The sequence below is a fragment of the Halohasta litchfieldiae genome (assembly GCF_002788215.1).
Taxonomy (GTDB): domain Archaea; phylum Halobacteriota; class Halobacteria; order Halobacteriales; family Haloferacaceae; genus Halohasta; species Halohasta litchfieldiae.
In genome coordinates, this window is sequence record NZ_CP024845.1 from 967,169 (window position 1) to 983,829 (window position 16,661).

A 16,661-nucleotide genomic window follows, 5' to 3' on the forward strand; every position below is an offset into this window, starting at 1 on the left:
ATCGTTTGTATCTATTCGAAATTTAATCTAAGACACAAAAAATACACTAATTGAACAAAGACAATCATTTTGAAAGTATTAATAATGCAAAATAAGAGGCATGAATTCAGTAGCGCACCGATATGTGGCGTCGGCTGTCAAATTATGGGCCCTTCTCCGACATATTTATCATCATTAAATATACACGATGTGTTATTTTTCTATTATCGTGATTGACAAAATATAAATTTCTCTAAAGGATACAGAAATAATCAAACTCGAAGACCCTATCCTATCTGTCACGGTAGTTCATGGTGGATTACAATGGCAACAAAAGAACAAGCAAAAACCCGACTCAGGTCAGATCTCACATCAGTAAAGGAAGACCTCATGACAGGGGTCTCGTATATGATCCCGTTTGTCACGATTGGTGGGATCTTCCTCGCACTGGGGTTCATGGTTGCCGAGTTGCCGTTTACCCCCGGAGATACCGAAACTGTCTTCGAGACCACCGGCTCGCTGGCGTGGTATTTCGCGGAGATCGGGAGCCTCGGACTGACGATCATGATCCCGATCTTGGGCGCGTTCATCGCCTACTCGATTGCGGACAAGCCCGGTCTCGCACCGGGGTTCATCCTCTCGTATACGATCCAACAGCCCCAGATTATCGACGCAGCGGGCAGTTTCGTCGGCGTCAACGCGGAAGGAGCTGTCGCTGGCTTCCTCGGTGCGATTGTCGCCGGGTTGCTGGCTGGCTACGTCGCTCGGTGGATGAAAGGATGGAGTGTCCCCACCGTCGTCAAGCCGATGATGCCAATTCTCGTGATTCCGATCATCACGACTGCACTGCTCATCCCGGTGGTCGTTTTCGCCCTCGGGGTCCCCATCGCGCTGGTCGACAGCGCGCTAACGGCGACACTCGAAGGAATGCAGGGCGCAAACGCGGCCCTCCTTGGCCTCATCCTCGGTGCGATGATGGCCTTCGACATGGGTGGGCCAGTCAACAAAGTCGCCTACGTGTTCGGAACTGTGCTCGTCGCTGACGGGATCTACGGCCCGATGGCGGCGGTGATGATCGCCGGGATGACACCGCCGCTCGGACTTGCCCTGTCGTATTTCATCGCGCCACACAAGTACCCCGACCAGATGCGAGAGAGCGCCGTCGCCGCCGTGCCGATGGGACTGTCCTTTATCACTGAGGGCGCGATTCCGTTTGCGGCATCCGATCCCCTGCGTGTGATTCCGAGCATCGTCGTCGGCAGTGCGACCGCCGGAGCCACCGCAATGGCACTCGGTGTGACGATGCCAGCCCCCCACGGTGGCATCTTCGTTGTCATCCTCTCGAATAGCATCCTCGGCTTCCTCGGGGCGATTGCACTCGGAACAGCCGTCACCGCCGTTCTGGTCACGCTGCTCAAACCGGACCACACCGAAACCGAAGCAACAACAACCACATCGTCGAGTCAGACCGCCTAACTCGACGCTAACCACGGGAGTACACCGGCCACCACATACTCCCCATTTCACACCAGATATCCCCCAATGGCACACCACGACCACAAACCACTCACGACCGACCTGATCGATCTCGACCACGAACCGGAAACCAAACCCGAAGCTATCGAACAGCTACTCGACCTTGCAGTCGACGCAGGCCGCGTCAACGACCGCGAGCAGGCGCTTACAGATCTCCACGCACGCGAGAAAGAGGCGACCACCGGCGTCGGCATGGGAATCGGCATCCCCCACGCCAAGAGCAGTGCAGTCGAGGCCCCCACGATTGCATTCACGCGCTCGTCGGAGGGAATCGATTTCGACGCGATGGACGACGAGCCAGCAACGCTGATCTTCATGTTGTTGGTCCCCGCGGCGGGTGGCGAGGAACATCTCCAGATGCTCAGTTCGCTCTCGCGGTCGCTGATGCACGAGGAGACACGAACCGCCCTGCAGAAGGCCGAGTCGCCCGAACGCGTCGAATCGATCATTCTGGAGGCAGTCGAACAATGATCGAACGAACGATCACTGTCGTCCCCGAAGACGGTCTCCATGCCCGGCCCGCCTCGCAAGTCGTCGAAGCCGCAAACAGCTACGAGAGCAAGGTCACTGTCGGCCCAGCCGGCAGCGATGGCGTCGACGCTGCCAGCATGCTCGCAGTAACTGGGCTGGGTGTCGGTCCCGGCGACGAGGTCGACATCACGGCCGACGGCCCCGACGAGGAGGCTGCTATCGACGATCTTGAAGAAATACTAACCACTCCAGAACACGGCGACAACGGTGAGGAGCAATGACTGTCGACGAGACACAGTCGACGCCGGAGTCGGTCTCGGGTGTCAGCGTCACGCCGCTGTCTGGACTTGGAACCGTCCGTTGGTACCGGCCCGAAGGACATCCGAGTCCCGAAGACGCCTCGGCTGGCTCTCCCGAGGAGGAACAGCAGCGGTTTGACGATGCCCGCCAACTGGCTCGTGACGAACTCGAACGCGAGCGGGAACGTACCGCGGAGCGAGTCGGTGACGAGGAGGCCGCCGTCTTCGATGCCCACCTCAAGTTCCTCGAAGACCCCCAACTCATCGAGGGGATTGGCGACGAAATCGACGCGGGCGAGGCCGCGGAGTTGGCCGTCGACCGGGCGTACGGCGACGCTATCGAACAGTTCGAAGGGATGGACGGTCTCATGGCCGAACGCGCCGACGACCTACGAGATATTCGGGACCGACTGCTCCGATTGCTGTCGGGCGGCGAGCGAATCGATCTGACAGCCCTCCCCGAGGGGACGATCCTGCTTGCGGAGCGACTCACGCCGAGCGACACCGCACAGCTCGATCCCGAGGCAGTAGCCGGGTTTGCCACCGTTACCGGAGGTCGAACCTCACACGTCGCCATCTTCGCCCGTTCGTTGGGCATCCCCGCGATTGTCGGTGCTGGCGATGATCTGTTGAACATCCCCGAGGGCACGGCGGTCGCTGTCGACGCCGAGAACGAATCGGTCGTCGTCGACCCCGATGAAGAGGTCCGCGAACGCGTCACTGCTGGCCGCGACGTGACTGTCCGCGAGGAACGCGTCGAAACGAGGGATGGCAAAGAGATCGAGGTCGCTGCAAACATCGGGACGACGGCCGAAATCGACGGCGCAATCGGGCAGGGAGCCGACGGCGTCGGGCTGTTCCGGACCGAGTTTCTCTTTCTCGACCGCGAGTCGCCGCCCGACGAGGACGAGCAGTTCGAAACCTACGTCGACGCCCTCGAAGCCTTCCCCGAGGGCCGGGTCGTCGTCCGCACCCTCGACATCGGCGGCGACAAACCGATTCCCTACCTTGAGCTTCCCGAAGAGGAAAACCCCTTCTTGGGTGATCGTGGGATTCGTCGCTCGCTCGGCGACGACGCCCATCTCTTCGAGAGCCAACTCCGGGCGCTGCTGCGTGCTGCAGGAGCAACCGACGGGACGCTATCAGTCATGTTCCCGTTGGTTGCGACCGTCGACGAACTCACTGCAGCACTCGACGAGGTCGACCGCGTTGCCGAGGACCTCGCTGATGAAGGCACCGAGTATGCGGTTCCCGAACTCGGCGTGATGGTCGAGACGCCCGCGGCCGTCATGATGGCCGAGGAGTTCGCCGAGCGCGTCGACTTCCTCTCGATTGGCACCAACGACCTCGCACAGTACGTGATGGCTGCCGACCGCGAGAACGACGCCGTTGCCCACCTGCATAATCCACAACAGCCAGCCGTGTTGCGGGCGATTCGGCGGAGCGTCGAAGCCGCCCACGAGCATGGCGCGTGGATCGGCATGTGCGGCGAGATGGCCGGTGATCCGGCGTCGACGGAACTGCTGGTCGGCCTCGGACTCGACGAACTCTCGATGAGTGCGGTCACCGTCCCGGCGGTCAAAGCCAACATAACCGAAATCGACAGCACAGACGCTGCTGCCGTGGCCGATCAGGCGCTCACGGCAGCGACGAAACAGCACGTCACAGACACCATAGACCAATGAAATTCGTTGCAATCACCGCCTGTCCAACCGGAATCGCCCACAGCCAGATGGCTGCTGAAAACCTCCAAAATACGGCCGAAGAGCGAGGCCACGACATCCACGTCGAAATCCACGGCGCGATGGGAACTGAAAACGAGATCTCGGACGATACTCTTGCGGCTGCTGACGCCGTGATCATTGCCGCCGACACCGGCGTCTCACAGGATCGCTTCGGGAACCATATCGTCGTCAAGGGAACGGTCAAAGACGGCGTCAACGACGCCGGCGGCCTCATCGATGAGGCCGTCGAGCGCGTTCAGGACGGTGCCACAGCCGCCGACCCAACGGACGCGGCGGATGAGGCTTCCACCGAGTCGACCGCAGCAGAGACGGAGGAAACGGACCACCCCGCCGAACCCGACTCGGCGACAGAACCCGACTCGGCGTCCGACAACGACACCGGGGTGATCGCCCGTCTCAGGCGGCTGTTCTCCTGAGCAGTCGATGAACAGTGATCGTTCAACGGAGTACACAGATTATCTTCATGATTATTGAAAATAGATTCTTGCGTCGAACGCTGAAACCATACAGGTACAGACAATGACGACACAATGGCTCGAAAACACGCGGTCGACCGATCTGGAGACAGTCGGCGGGAAGGGAGCCTCGCTGGGCGAGTTGACCGATGCGGGGCTGCCCGTACCGCCGGGATTCGTCGTGACCGCCGAGACGTACCGCACGTTCCTCGAAACCGCCGGGATCGAGACGAAGCTGTTCGAGGAGATCCTAGCGGTCGACGCCGACGATTCGGCGGGGCTTGCGGCCGCCGCTGCCGAAGCCCGCGACCTGATTCGGGACACCCCGCTCCCGGAGACGGTTCGTGAGGACATTCTCACCGCCTACAGGGAACTGGGTGAGCAGTCCGACAGCGAGACCAATGGGCAGGGCAGCGAGCCGTTCGTCGCCGTTCGCTCGTCGGCGACCGCCGAGGATCTGCCCGATGCCTCGTTTGCCGGCCAGCACGAAACGTTCCTCAACGTCACCGAGGAGGACCTCGTTGAACGCGTCAAAGCGTGTTGGGCCTCGCTGTTTTCCGAGCGGGCGGTTCATTACCGAAACAACAACGGGTTCGATCACGCGTCGGTCGACATTGCGGTCGTCGTCCAGCAGATGGTCGACGCCGAGAAATCCGGCGTGATGTTCACCTGCCATCCCTCGACGGGCGACCGACAGATGATCATCGAATCCGCGTGGGGACTCGGCGAAGCCGTCGTTTCGGGGGCCGTCTCACCGGACCACTACGTCATCGATCCCGACACGGCCGAAATCGTCGAGTCGACCATCGCCGACAAGAAACAGCAGATGATCAAAGACCCCGAGACGGGCGAAACCGCCCTCCAGCCGGTCGACGCCGAGCGGCGAACGGCTCGTGTAGTCACCGACGAAGAGATCGAACAACTGATCGAACTCGGCAGGCTTGTCGAAGATCATTACGGCGAGCCCCAAGATGTGGAGTGGGCCATCGTTGATGGGGAAGTATTCATGCTCCAGTCCCGGCCGATCACGACTATCGACACCGGCCCGGAACGGGAGGGCGTCTCGGAGACGGCCGACGCGCCAACCGTCGACGGCGGCCTCTCCAGCGACGAACAGCAGGCGGCCGCACTGGAGGAGTCGACCGAGGAAGCCGACGAGGTCCTCGTTCGTGGCGTGAGCGCAAGCCCCGGTAAAGGATCGGGTGAAGTTAGAATTATCAAAAAACTCGACCACCTCGACCAGGTGACCGACGGCGACATCATCGTTAGCAAGATGACGATGCCGGATATGGTGCCCGCGATGAAGCGCGCGGCGGCAATCATCACCGACGAGGGCGGGATGACCTCTCATGCCTCGATTGTCTCTCGCGAGATGGGTGTCCCCGCAGTCGTCGGCACCCGCGATGCGACACAGGTGTTAACAGACGGCCAACTGGTCACCGTCGACGGCGATATGGGCGTCGTCCGTGAGGGTGGTCCTGCTGAGGAAGACGACGAGTCAGCGATCCAGCCCGACCCGGTCGAATCAGTCCGCCCTCAGACGCCGGTCAAACCGATGACCGCCACGGAAGTCAAAGTCAACCTCTCGATTCCCGAGGCCGCCGAGCGCGCCGAAGCAACCGGGGCTGATGGGGTGGGACTCCTGCGAATCGAACACATGGTGATCTCGCTTGGCAAGACGCCCGAGCAGTATATCGAAGATCACGGCGAGGATGCCTACATCAGCGAACTCGTCGACGGGATTCGGACGGTCGCCGAGGAGTTCTACCCCCGGCCAGTCCGCGCACGGACGCTCGATGCCCCAACTGACGAGTTCCGTGAACTCAAGGGCGGCACCGACGAACCACACGAACACAATCCGATGTTGGGCTACCGGGGGATTCGTCGCAGCCTCGACAAACCCGACCCGTTCCGGTGTGAGCTGGCCGCCTTTAAACGGCTGTTCGATGTGGGTTACGACAACGTCGAACTCATGTTGCCGCTGGTCAACGACGCCGAAGACGTCGAGCGGGCGAAACTGCTGATGGAAGACGTCGGCATCGACCCCGAGAAGGTCCGGTGGGGCGTGATGGTCGAAACGCCCGCCAGCGCGCTGTTGATCGAGGAAATCGCCGCCGCTGGCATCGATTTCGTCTCCTTCGGCACCAACGACCTCACCCAATACACGCTGGCGGTCGACCGCAACAACCAGCACGTCGTCGACCGGTTTGACGAACTCCACCCTGGCGTGCTGAAGCTGATCGAGTCGACCATCGAGACCTGCCGCGAACTCGGCGTCGACACGAGTATCTGCGGCCAAGCCGCCTCGAAACCCCCGATGGTCGACTTCCTCGTCGAACAGGGCGTGAGTTCGATCAGCGCGAATATCGACGCGGTGCGGGATGTCCAACACGAAGTCAAACGGATGGAACAGAAACTGCTGCTGGACTCAGTCCGTTAAAAATAACTTAGCAGTCGACGATCAGTAGAACTCGCGGACGAGATCCATCGCGCCCTCCGGTGCACCGTCGGGAATCTCGGCGGTGTTTTCGGTGACGCCGTGGGACTGCTCGTAGGAGTCCGCGGCCTCGTTCTGGTAGAGCACACCCTGATACTCCTTGTCCATATCCATAATGATCTCCTTGGCGGCGTCGTAGTCGCTGCGGTCGTGGTCAGTGTCTGCGACATCCACGAGCGAATCGCGGAAGTAGTCGTAGGTGTCGACGTCGTTGAACGTCACACACGGACTGAAGACGTTGACGAAGCCGAACCCGTCGTGTTCGATTGCCTCCTGGACGATCTCGGCGTGCCGCATCGCATCCGAGGAAAAGGACTGGGCAATGAACGTGGCTCCCGCAGACAGCGCCAGCGCAAGCGGATTCACGGGTGGCTGTTTCGGGCCGTCGGGCGTGGTAGAGGTCTCGAAGTCCTCGCGCGACGTTGGCGAGGCCTGCCCCTTCGTGAGGCCGTAGATCCGGTTGTCCATCACGATGTAAGTCATGTCGACGTTGCGCCGGACGGCGTGGATGAAGTGGCCCACACCGATAGAGTAGCCGTCACCGTCGCCACCCGCAACCATCACTTCGAGGTTCGGGTTGGCGAGTTTGACACCCGTGCCGACAGGCAGCGCGCGGCCGTGGACACCGTGGAGCGCGTAGCTGTGCATGTAGGTGCCGATCTTTCCGGAACAGCCGATCCCGGCGACCACGAAGGTGTTATCGGGGTCGTTGCCGGTGTTGGCGAGTGCTTTCATCATGCCGTTCATCGTCCCGAAGTCACCGCAGCCGGGACACCAAGTCGGTTGTTTGTCGGATTTGAAATCCGTGAATCGAACGTCTGAGCTCATTGGGTTACCTCCTCTTGGCCGAGCGCAGCCTTGATTTCGTCGGCTAGCTCGTCGGCTTTGTATCTGACACCGTTGTACTTGTTGACGCGCTGGACACGAGCAAGCGCGTCGTGTTCCAGAATATCCGCGAACTGACCGGTGTTGTTACACTCGACCACCAGCACGTCATCCGCACTGTTGATCTCGTCGCTGAGATCCGGTCGTGGGAAGATGTATGGCACCGAGATGAAGTGGACGCTGATGTCTTCTTCAGCCAGCAGATCAATCGCTTCGACCATCGCGCCCTCGTTCGAGCCCCACGAGATGACGAGGTTGTCGCTTTCGGGGTCGCCGAACTCGCGTGGACTCCAGTCCTCTTCGGCCTGGGCGGTCTCGACTTTTCGATTGCGTTTGTCGACCTGCTCGATCCGCATCTCTCCCTCTTCGGTTCGTCGACCGAGTTCGTCGTGTTCGAGGCCCGTGGTCATGTGAGCCCCGTCAGTCGTTCCGGGGAACGTCCGCGGACTGACGCCGTCCTCGGTGATGGCGTGGGGCTGGAACTGCCCTTTCTCGTTTTGCCACTCGTCGAGTGTTTCCTCGTCGACGACCTTGCCGCGGTCGATCTCGACGGCGTCCATATCGAACGCCTCGGGTGGGAACGTCTGTTCGGTCACCGCGAGGGCAAGGTCGCCCGCGAGGTAGACCGGGAGCTGGTACTTTTCGGCCAGATTGAACGCCTCGACCGTTTTCCAGAAACACTCGTCGATGGTCGTCGGCGTGAGGACGAACCGCGGAATCTCGCCGTGGCCACCGTACAGCATCTGGTTGATGTCGCCCTGTTCTTGCTTCGTGGGCATCCCCGTCGACGGACCGGAACGCATCACGTTACAGATAACCAGTGGCGTTTCGGTGGTCGCCACGAGACCGAAGGTTTCGGTCATGAGGTCAATTCCGGGGCCGGAGGTGGCGGTCATCGACCGCGCGCCAGTTCGTGCCGCGCCGAGGGCCATGTTGATCGCCGACAGCTCGTCCTCGGCCTGGACGACGTGGCCGCCGTAGTTCTCGATTCGCCCCGTTAGGTACTCCATAACGTTGGTTGCCGGGGTAATCGGATAGCCCGCGTAAAACCGGCAGCCAGCCGCGATGGCACCCATTCCGATGGCCTCGTCGCCGTTAATCAGGACATAATCCTCGTCGGTCGTCTCCAGTTCGTAGTTGAACTCGTGGTCGAAGTTTTCGAGGACGTAGTCCCGGCCCGCGCGGGCGGCCTCTTTGTTGTTGTCGACCAACTTCTGTCCCTTCGAGCCGAACCGTTTCTGGAGAGCGCTGTCGAGGTTTTCGATTGGGAAGTCAGCGACAGCGCAGGCCGCGCCGAGGGCGACGACGTTGCGCATGATTGCGCCACCGGCCTCCTCGGCCAGTGCTTTGAGTGGGACGTCGAGACCGACCATCTCCTCGGGGATGGTGGCGTTCTGCATCGTCGTCCGCTCGCCGTCGTAGATGATGACTGATCCGTCGTGCAGTTCCGAGAGATTCTCTTCGATGGTCCGGGGCGTCAACGCGATGAGGACGTCCAGACGGTCGACGACACTCTGGACCTGCTCGACAGAGGTGCGGATCTTGTAGGCCGTGTACCCGCCGCGGATACGCGACGCAAAATCCTTCGAGGTAAACACGTGTCGACCGGCCCGCGAGAGTGCCTGAGCGAAGATTTTTCCCGTAGAGTCAATGCCGTCGCCGGCCTCGCCGCCGACAGCCCAGTTGAAGTCCGCAGGCATGCTATGGACTACCCTTTTGAACGGCAAATCAAAAGGCTTCTGAAAAGCACCCTGCCGTCTTTTCTGGTCATTATGTGATTGTTTCCGGGCAATAATGGATGAATATTCAATTTATCTGTAAAGGTGTGCTGTATGTAGTCGCATACCATGGATCAAGTGGAGAGAAGGACCTTTGGGGTCTGTTGTAGACGGCTCCCGTTCGACCGCCACCGTGGGCGGTCGAGTGAGGACTGCCGACAATAAACCGTATTAGTCCACGGCAAGAACACAGCCTATGGACGCGACGGTTACGGTCACCAACAGCGAGACAGTAGGCCCCGACACGGTTGCGATCAGTTTCGAGACACCCGAGGGGTTCGAGGCCCAACCCGGCCAGTTCGTCAAACTCAGCGCCGATATCGACGGCGACGGATACGCCCGGTTTTATACGATTTCCTCGCCGGATATGGTTGAGGACTTCGAAGTGACAGTCGAGATCGATCCCGACGCGAGCGGTCCCTTCAGTAACCATCTCGCCGATCTCTCGGCGGGCGACACAATCGCAATGAGCGGCCCGTTCGGCTCGGACTACTACGAGGGCGAGGCGCGCGTGGTCGTCCTTGCGGGTGGTCCCGGCATCGGTCCCGCAGTCGGCATCGGCGAGCGCGTCATCAACGACGGCGGCGAACTGGCGGTCGTTTATAAAGACGACACACCGGCTCACGAGGACCGACTCGCCGAACTCGATGCGGCGGGCGCAAGCGTCGCGATCACTGACGGCGATATCACCGAGGCCGTCGACGCTGCGGTCACCGGTCAGGAGGACGAACAGATCTTCGTCTACGGCTTTGCGACATTCCTTGATGAGGCAACCAAGGCCATCGAGGCCGCGGGTGTCGACCCCGACGGTATGAAAGTCGAGAACTTCGGCTAACGCGACGGCGAACAGAACACAGCTACGCTTCGTCTTCGGCGTCGACGGTCGGTTTCTCGGCTGGCTCGACGCCAGTGATTTCGAACTGACTGCCACCGTCGTCACCGTTCCGTGCGGTAATCGTCCAGCCGTGGGCCTCGACGATTTTGGCGACGATAGAGGGTGTCATAGAATAGTTCTCATAGCGTGATGACGGTGCTTCCTGGATTGTCTCCGCGTTCGTCGTTGGTGATCGCAATAACGAGACGAAGGCACAGCGCGAGGAACACTTGTGCTCGTGCGTGGACGCGGCCTCGGGCGCGAACGTGCCCGAGGCCGCAGTCCTTGACGGCGTCGTTGGTTCGTTCGACTCCACTCCGGCGGTTGTACGTCTCGTCTAGCGTCGATTGCTTCAGCTGAACGTCCTCGCTGTGTTCGTCGATGCGGGCTTCGACCCTGTACTCGATGTCTTTCGGATCGTCGGTGTTTCGTGCGTTGTACGGAGCGACTGGCACGACCCCTGCGGCCAGCAGGTGGTCGTGCCAGCCGAGCGTGTCGTAGGCGCTGTCTCCAAGCATCCAGATCGGTTTCTCGACGGCGAGCGCGTCACACGTGACGCGCATCGCCGTCTCCTCTGGCGCTTGCTTGCTCTCGGTGAACTCCGCGGCAATCGGGATCTTTTGCCCGGTCGAGACGATCGTACAGCCGTAGCCGTGGTAGTACTCTTCGGCGGTTGGATCGTAGCCTTTCGACGCGTCTTGGTCGGCGGGCATCGTCCTCACGTCGGTGGAATCGATGGAGTAGGTCAAGTCGAGCAGGCCGCGGCAGGCGGCCTGCTCGACGAGGCGGTCGAAGACCTCGTCGACGACGTGTTCGAGGTCGGTGAGGAAGCGATCGACCGCGTCTCTCGACGGCGGTCGATCGAAGCCACAGCTGAGCCAGACGACCGTGTTCTGGAGTTCTCGCGTGACTGGACGGATGCCGTAGACGTTCTTGTAGTAGCAGTGCAGGAACGCTCGGAAGAGTGCTGGTGGGTGATGATCTCGTGTTCGCCCCCGGCGAGCGGGGGCGAACACATCGAATTCTTCGAGAAAGTCGAACTCAAGATGCTCGAACAACGCGAGCGTCTCGGTCGCCATTACATTGAAGAACTCGTCGATAGAAGTCTCCTCTTGCAGGATGCTGGCGCTCGTAGACACAGTTCCAACATCCTGCGTCTTCGTGTGTGACGCTTTCTATGACACCCTCGACGATAGACAGCCCAAGCCCGGATTCGGACTCGTGGGTTTCGCTGTCGAGCTGTGGTGGTTCCTCATCCTCGAAGCCGTGGCCATCGTCGGCGATGATAAACCGGTCGTCGTGGCATTCGACGGTGATCGTCAGGTCGGGACCGCCGTGTTCGACCGAGTTCCGGAACAGGTTCTCGAAGACCTGCTGGAGCCGCGGGGCGTCGGCCTCGACGGTCAACTCGCCCTCAATGACGAACTCGGCGTCCCGTGAGTCGACCGACTCCCAAGCCCACTGGGCGACCGTCTCGACGTTGGTCGGGCCGACCATATCGATGATCTCGCCTTTGCGAGCGAGCAGGAGCATATCCTCGATCAGCGTCTGCATCCGGTCGTGGGCGCGCTCGACCGCCGCCAGCGTGTCGGTGTTGCCGGTCGACTTGATTTGGTCGACGTAGCCCTGAGCCACGCTCAGTGGGTTCCGCAGGTCGTGGGAGACATAGCCGGTAAACTCCGAGAGCCGGTCGTTCTGCCGCTGGAGTTCGGCCTCGCGTTCGACCCGTACCATCGCCGCGCTGACGCTGGCAGCCAAAATTCGCAACAGGTCGACTTCGAGATCCGAAAACGACCGCTGTTCGAGCGTCGCACTCACCAACACGCCGTAGGATTGGACCGGAACGATGATCTCGGATTTGGTCTCGGTGTCGTCGTTGTACCGATCCGGTTCGGACTGGACGTCGTCGACGACCACCACCGAGTTCATCGCATACGCCTTCCAGACGAGGCCGTCACCCGACTCGAAGCGGGGCTGGTTATCGAAATGAAGGACAGCTTGATCGGTTTGGGCCATCGGCAGGAGTGCATCATCGTCCCCGTCGTGCCGCCACAACGCGGTCAGTGGGAGTTCGAGAATGTCGGCGGCGGCCTCCATGGCGAGTTCGATAACGGCCTCCTCGTCGTCGGCAGTGAGGAACGCCTGTGTGGTCTCCTGAAGTTCACGGAGTTTCGACTCGGTCGACCGGCGTTCGAGCTGGTAGCTCACCCACTTGGTCAACACCTCGACGAAGGCGAGTTCGGTGTCAGTGAACGGCCGCTCCCGACAGTTGTCATCGGCAAACCACAGCGTCCCATACAGCCTGCCGTCGATCTTGATCTTGCCGCCGAGGTAACAGTCGAGGCCGAGAGACTGATAGGCCGGATCGTCACTCCACCCCTCGGTAGTCGCGTCTTCGAGCGTGAATAGCGACTCCTGTTGGATCGTTTTCCGGCAGTAACTTTCGGACAGCGGCGAACTCCACCCCGGCTCGATCTGCTCGTGGTCGCCGTGGGCGTAGACGATCTGCTGGAGGTCGTCGGTGACTGTCGTCAAAAAGCCGTAGCTGAGGCCGAGCCGGTCACAAGTCAGCGCAAGCACGCGCTCGATCCGGTCGGGAAACGACAGCGAGGTGTCGGCCGACAGCTGATAGAGCCGTCGCAGCGAGTCGACGTTTTCTCGAAGCTGGGTTTCGAGCCGTCGACGCTCGGTGATATCCTGTACCGAGCCGATGATCTCTGTGACCTTGCCGTTGGTTCGCTTCGGCGAGCCGTGTATCCGGACCCATTTTTTGGTGCCGTCAGTTGTCCGCAATCGGGCTTCGAGGTCGACTGGCTCGCCCTCACGCAGCTGCTCGAAGGCCGCTCTGACCTCGCCCGTTGGGTCGGGGTGATACTGGAGGATGTTGGTGATCGTCGGATGGAAGTCCTCGGGGACCTCGTAGATGGCATACACCTCGTCGGTGAACTCGACGGTGTCGTCAGTGAGATCCCACGCCCAGCCGCCGATGTCGGCCAGCTGTTGGGCCTGCCGGAACAGATCGTTCTGGCGCTCCATCCGGCGCTGTTCGGCCAACTGTTCGGTGACATCCCGACCGATGCCGACGATGCCGACGATTTCACCCCTGTCGTCCCTGTAGGGGCGGGTAAGAATATCGGTCGTGTAGGTGGCGACGTTGTCTGGGTCGAGCGTCAGCTGACTCCGGAACTGTGCGCGCTCGCCGTCGAGAAGGTCGGTCAGCCCCTGCTCGAAAGTCTCGTACTCCGAACAGTCGAGCAGCTTTCCCTTGAAAATATCTCGGAGGGGTTGGCCGATGAGGTCGCTGGCTGTGAGGTTGAGTCGTTCGACGAGCCGGTTGTTGACGTAGCTGATCCGGAGCTGTGAGTCGAGTACCCACGCGGCGTCCTGCATCTGCTCGACAATCGCCTCGTGGAGCGCCGAGGTGTCGACCGTCTCCGCACCTGCCGTCTTCGAGACCGGGTCCTCGGTGCCGATTCGGGCTTCGAGCTTCGCGGCGCTCTCCTCGCCGGCCGGCACATAGCCGTCTGCTTGGGTCACGAGCACGTTCCGAACTGCTGTCGGGTTGTCGGGACCGGCGACGATAAGCGGGATAGAAAACGACTCCGGAAGCGCCGCAAGCACCGATTCGACGTCTTCGATGGCGTTGGTCCGCCAGCGGTAGACCACCGCAGCATACCGGCTGTCGGTCGACTCCTCGCTGAGCGTCTCGACGGTATCCGTGTGGTCGACATCGAACGTCGACCACAGCGATGTATAGAAATCAGACTGGTAGGATCCAACGGCGTCGCTCGCCGGGTCGTAGACGAGTATCGGATCTCTGTCAGTCTGTGTCTCAATCATCGTTACTCTCGTCGGACGTGTTCTTCTGGGTGTGACGGTTTGGGTCAGAATAAACCCATTGATGCGATTACATGGTTCACAGCGACACTGCATGGGGTGTGGCTCCGGACACTCTGTCGACCTCGGTAGGCTGGATATCGTGCTTGGCTCCGTCGACCGATAATATCCAACTTATTTCGCAAACAGACTTTTTTCCCATGATGGTTGTTGGCATAGATTTATCATTGTCAATAGAGACAATCGGTACGTATGTCTGAGACAGATGTCGACCTTGAGGCCAGATTGGCCGAACAGGACTCGTTCGAACCCCCCGAATCGTTTGTCGAACAGGCGAACGTCTCCGACCCCTCAATTTACGATGAGTTCGAGAACAACTGGCCGGAGTGTTGGGAGGCCGCCGCCGACCTCCTCGACTGGAACAGCGATTACGACCAAGTCCTCGACGACAGTAATCCCCCATTTTATGAATGGTTCGTCGACGGCGAACTCAACGCCTCCGAGAACTGTCTGGACCGCCATCTCGACGAGCGGAGCGACGAAGCCGCCATCGAGTGGGTCGGCGAACCAGTCGACGAGGCGAACCGAACCTACACATATGGCGAACTCCACCGCGAGGTAAACGAGTTCGCCGCCGCGCTCCGCGATATGGGCGTCGAAGAGGACGACGTGGTGACGATGTATATGCCGATGATCCCGGAGCTCCCGGTCGCCATGCTGGCGTGTGCCCGGATCGGTGCCCCCCACTCGGTCGTCTTCGCCGGCTTTTCGGCCGACGCACTGGCCACCCGGATGAACGCCGCCGATTCCGAATACCTGGTCACCTGTGACGGCTACTACCGCCGTGGCGACCCCCTCGACCACCTATCAAAAGCCAACGAGGGGCTTGATGGCGTCGACCACGGGACCGACACGGTGGTCGTCGACCGCCTGCCCGACGACGATTCGTTCGGCCACGAGCGGAGCGACACACAGCACAGCTACGCCGACCTCGTCGACGACCACGAGGGCGAAACGATCGAGCCGGTCGACCGGGACGCCGAGGACATGCTGTTCCTCATGTACACCTCGGGAACCACCGGCCAGCCGAAGGGTGTCAAACACACCACGGGTGGCTATCTCTCGTGGGCTGCGTGGACCTCTCAGTCCGTCTTGGACATCAAACCCGACGACACCTACTTCTGTGCGGCGGATATCGGCTGGATCACTGGCCACTCCTACATCGTCTACGGCCCGCTCGCGCTCGGCACGACGACGATGATGTACGAGGGAACACCCGACTACCCCGACCGCGACCGCCTCTGGGAGATCATCGAGGAGTACGAAGCCAATCAGCTCTACACCGCGCCAACGGCGATTCGAGCCTTCATGAAGTGGGGCGAAGAGTACCCCGACAGCCACGATCTCTCCTCGCTGCGACTGCTTGGAACAGTGGGCGAGCCAATCAATCCGCGCGCGTGGAAATGGTACTACCAACATATCGGCGACGAGGAGTGCCCGGTCATCGACACCTGGTGGCAGACCGAAACTGGCGGGATGATGCTCACGACCTTGCCGGGCGTTGGCAAGATGAAACCCGGCTCGGCCGGGCCGCCGCTGCCGGGGCTCAGTGCCGACGTCGTCGACATGAGCGGTAGCCCCGTCGGGGCCGGTGAGGCCGGTTACCTCGTTGTCAACAAGCCGTGGCCCGGCATGCTCCGCACCCTCTACAAAAACGACGAACGATTTATCAACGAGTACTGGCGGGAGTATTCGGACGTCGACAGCGACGATTCGTCGGACTGGGTATACTTCCCAGAGGACGGCGCGAAGATCGACGAGGACGGTTACATCACCGTGCTGGGTCGTGTCGACGACGTGCTCAACGTCTCGGGCCACCGCCTCGGTACCATGGAGATCGAGTCGGCGATCGTCGGCGTCGAGGGCGTCGCCGAAGCAGCGGTCGTCGGCGGCGACCACGATATCAAGGGCGAGGCCGTCTACACCTACGTCATCACCGAGGACGGCTACGAAGAAAACGAGGAGCTCCGGGAGGCGATCATCGAGGGCGTCGAGGACGCTATCGGGCCGATTGCCCGACCCGAAGCCGTGATCTTCACGCCTGAGCTGCCGAAGACGCGGTCTGGAAAGATCATGCGTCGACTGCTCGAAAACATCGCCAACGAGGACGAACTCGGCGATACCAGCACCCTGCGGAACCCGGATGTCGTCTCCGACATCCAGCAGCAAGCACAGAACGACTAACCGATAGTTACTCGCGGCTGCTCCAGCCGCGCCAGTTCATCTACTCCGACGAGGGGGGATG

General features: G+C 60.9%; 13 protein-coding genes. 8 read left to right on the forward strand and 5 right to left on the reverse strand.

Annotated features, from left to right (window positions below):
- The first annotated feature begins 303 nt into the window (after positions 1–303).
- The 6 genes from HALTADL_RS04940 (at position 304) to ppsA (ending at position 6,925) form a co-directional block, all read left to right on the forward strand.
- On the forward strand, positions 304–1,455 hold the full coding sequence (locus tag HALTADL_RS04940) for a PTS fructose transporter subunit IIC (RefSeq protein ID WP_089673334.1): 1,152 nt from the start codon (positions 304–306) through the stop codon (positions 1,453–1,455).
- 66 nt (positions 1,456–1,521) lie between these two features.
- A complete protein-coding gene (locus tag HALTADL_RS04945) occupies positions 1,522–1,986 on the forward strand; it encodes a PTS sugar transporter subunit IIA (protein ID WP_089673335.1) in 465 nt (154 codons plus the stop codon).
- Positions 1,986–2,267 carry an HPr family phosphocarrier protein gene (locus HALTADL_RS04950; protein WP_177171946.1) on the forward strand — a complete coding sequence of 94 codons (282 nt, stop codon included), beginning with the start codon at positions 1,986–1,988 and terminating at the stop codon, positions 2,265–2,267. The genes HALTADL_RS04945 and HALTADL_RS04950 overlap by 1 nt, the downstream gene beginning before the upstream one ends.
- Positions 2,264–3,970 carry a phosphoenolpyruvate--protein phosphotransferase gene (gene ptsP, locus HALTADL_RS04955; protein WP_089673337.1) on the forward strand — a complete coding sequence of 569 codons (1,707 nt, stop codon included), beginning with the start codon at positions 2,264–2,266 and terminating at the stop codon, positions 3,968–3,970. The genes HALTADL_RS04950 and ptsP overlap by 4 nt, the downstream gene beginning before the upstream one ends.
- Positions 3,967–4,446 (forward strand): PTS fructose transporter subunit IIB, encoded by a 480-nt coding sequence (locus tag HALTADL_RS04960; protein WP_089673338.1) that lies wholly within the window; start codon positions 3,967–3,969, stop codon positions 4,444–4,446. Before ptsP ends, HALTADL_RS04960 begins: the two co-directional genes overlap by 4 nt.
- Positions 4,447–4,549: 103 nt before the next feature.
- Positions 4,550–6,925 (forward strand): phosphoenolpyruvate synthase, encoded by a 2,376-nt coding sequence (gene ppsA, locus HALTADL_RS04965; protein ID WP_089673339.1) that lies wholly within the window; start codon positions 4,550–4,552, stop codon positions 6,923–6,925.
- Between the two features lie 21 nt (positions 6,926–6,946).
- Here the strand turns inward: ppsA and HALTADL_RS04970 are convergent, their stop codons facing one another.
- Positions 6,947–7,810, reverse strand: a complete 864-nt coding sequence (locus HALTADL_RS04970) for a 2-oxoacid:ferredoxin oxidoreductase subunit beta (RefSeq protein WP_089673340.1) — start codon at positions 7,808–7,810, stop codon at positions 6,947–6,949.
- The gene (locus HALTADL_RS04975) at positions 7,807–9,567 is read right to left on the reverse strand and encodes a 2-oxoacid:acceptor oxidoreductase subunit alpha (RefSeq protein ID WP_089673341.1); all 1,761 of its coding nucleotides are present in this window, start codon (positions 9,565–9,567) and stop codon (positions 7,807–7,809) included. The genes HALTADL_RS04970 and HALTADL_RS04975 overlap by 4 nt, the downstream gene beginning before the upstream one ends.
- A 274-nt stretch (positions 9,568–9,841) precedes the next feature.
- On the opposite strand from HALTADL_RS04975, the gene HALTADL_RS04980 reads away from it, so the two are divergent.
- Positions 9,842–10,480, forward strand: a complete 639-nt coding sequence (locus tag HALTADL_RS04980) for an FAD-dependent oxidoreductase (RefSeq protein ID WP_089673342.1) — start codon at positions 9,842–9,844, stop codon at positions 10,478–10,480.
- A gap of 22 nt (positions 10,481–10,502) precedes the next feature.
- Here HALTADL_RS04980 and HALTADL_RS17190 read toward each other — a convergent pair whose 3' ends face one another.
- The 3 genes from HALTADL_RS17190 to HALTADL_RS04990 are packed head-to-tail and all read right to left on the reverse strand — an operon-like array spanning position 10,503 to position 14,359.
- Complete coding sequence (locus tag HALTADL_RS17190; protein WP_162551669.1) at positions 10,503–10,649, reverse strand: sensor histidine kinase; 147 nt, start codon at positions 10,647–10,649, stop codon at positions 10,503–10,505.
- A gap of 10 nt (positions 10,650–10,659) precedes the next feature.
- Positions 10,660–11,598, reverse strand: coding sequence for a transposase (locus HALTADL_RS04985; protein WP_015911568.1), 939 nt, complete (start codon positions 11,596–11,598; stop codon positions 10,660–10,662).
- On the reverse strand, positions 11,561–14,359 hold the full coding sequence (locus HALTADL_RS04990) for a PAS domain S-box protein (protein WP_162551670.1): 2,799 nt from the start codon (positions 14,357–14,359) through the stop codon (positions 11,561–11,563). Before HALTADL_RS04990 ends, HALTADL_RS04985 begins: the two co-directional genes overlap by 38 nt.
- Positions 14,360–14,608: 249 nt before the next feature.
- Between HALTADL_RS04990 and acs the strand changes: the two genes are divergently transcribed.
- Positions 14,609–16,600 (forward strand): acetate--CoA ligase, encoded by a 1,992-nt coding sequence (gene acs, locus HALTADL_RS04995; RefSeq protein WP_089673841.1) that lies wholly within the window; start codon positions 14,609–14,611, stop codon positions 16,598–16,600.
- The last annotated feature ends 61 nt before the right edge of the window (positions 16,601–16,661 follow it).

Coding starts and splice junctions, on each gene's coding strand:
- HALTADL_RS04970 (WP_089673340.1), bottom strand. CDS start 7,810: ATGAGCTCAGACGTTCGATTCACGGATTTCAAATCCGACAAACAACCG.
- HALTADL_RS04990 (WP_162551670.1), bottom strand. CDS start 14,359: ATGATTGAGACACAGACTGACAGAGATCCGATACTCGTCTACGACCCG.
- HALTADL_RS04985 (WP_015911568.1), bottom strand. CDS start 11,598: ATGGCGACCGAGACGCTCGCGTTGTTCGAGCATCTTGAGTTCGACTTT.
- HALTADL_RS04975 (WP_089673341.1), bottom strand. CDS start 9,567: ATGCCTGCGGACTTCAACTGGGCTGTCGGCGGCGAGGCCGGCGACGGC.
- acs (WP_089673841.1), top strand. CDS start 14,609: ATGTCTGAGACAGATGTCGACCTTGAGGCCAGATTGGCCGAACAGGAC.
- HALTADL_RS04960 (WP_089673338.1), top strand. CDS start 3,967: ATGAAATTCGTTGCAATCACCGCCTGTCCAACCGGAATCGCCCACAGC.
- HALTADL_RS04945 (WP_089673335.1), top strand. CDS start 1,522: ATGGCACACCACGACCACAAACCACTCACGACCGACCTGATCGATCTC.
- ppsA (WP_089673339.1), top strand. CDS start 4,550: ATGACGACACAATGGCTCGAAAACACGCGGTCGACCGATCTGGAGACA.
- HALTADL_RS17190 (WP_162551669.1), bottom strand. CDS start 10,649: ATGACACCCTCTATCGTCGCCAAAATCGTCGAGGCCCACGGCTGGACG.
- HALTADL_RS04940 (WP_089673334.1), top strand. CDS start 304: ATGGCAACAAAAGAACAAGCAAAAACCCGACTCAGGTCAGATCTCACA.
- ptsP (WP_089673337.1), top strand. CDS start 2,264: ATGACTGTCGACGAGACACAGTCGACGCCGGAGTCGGTCTCGGGTGTC.
- HALTADL_RS04980 (WP_089673342.1), top strand. CDS start 9,842: ATGGACGCGACGGTTACGGTCACCAACAGCGAGACAGTAGGCCCCGAC.